Genomic DNA, 428 nt, shown 5'->3' on the forward strand with positions numbered 1-428 from the left:
ATCCAGACCCGCCAGCTGGCACAACAGATGCGTCGTGAAGTGCAGGAGCTGGTGGATGTGCTGCTGAGCACACCGAACATGGAACAACGCACCGTCGGTATTGGTCGTCTGGACCCGGAAATCGCTCGCGACTTCAGTAACGTTGGCCCGATGGTCCGTGCCAGCGGTCCCGCCCGTGATACCCGTGCCGATCACCCATTTGTTGGTTATGGCCTGCTGCCAATGGAAGTCCACAGCGAGCAGGGCTGCGACGTTATTTCCCGTCTGAAAGTGCGTATCAACGAAGTCTATACCGCGCTGAATATGATCGATTACGGTCTGGATAACCTGCCGGGCGGCCCGCTGATGGTGGAAGGCTTTACCTACATTCCGCACCGTTTCGCGCTGGGCTTTGCCGAAGCGCCGCGCGGCGACGATATCCACTGGAG

1 pseudogene is annotated in these 428 nt (G+C 59.1%); it reads left to right on the top strand.

What is annotated here, in order from left to right:
• Nucleotides 1–428: pseudogene (hycE, locus tag AACS00_RS07965) on the top strand (hydrogenase large subunit); the annotation flags it as partial.

It is taken from the genome of Vibrio sp. 11986-1-5, assembly GCF_963878025.1.
Classification (GTDB): Bacteria; Pseudomonadota; Gammaproteobacteria; order Enterobacterales; family Vibrionaceae; genus Vibrio; species Vibrio injensis.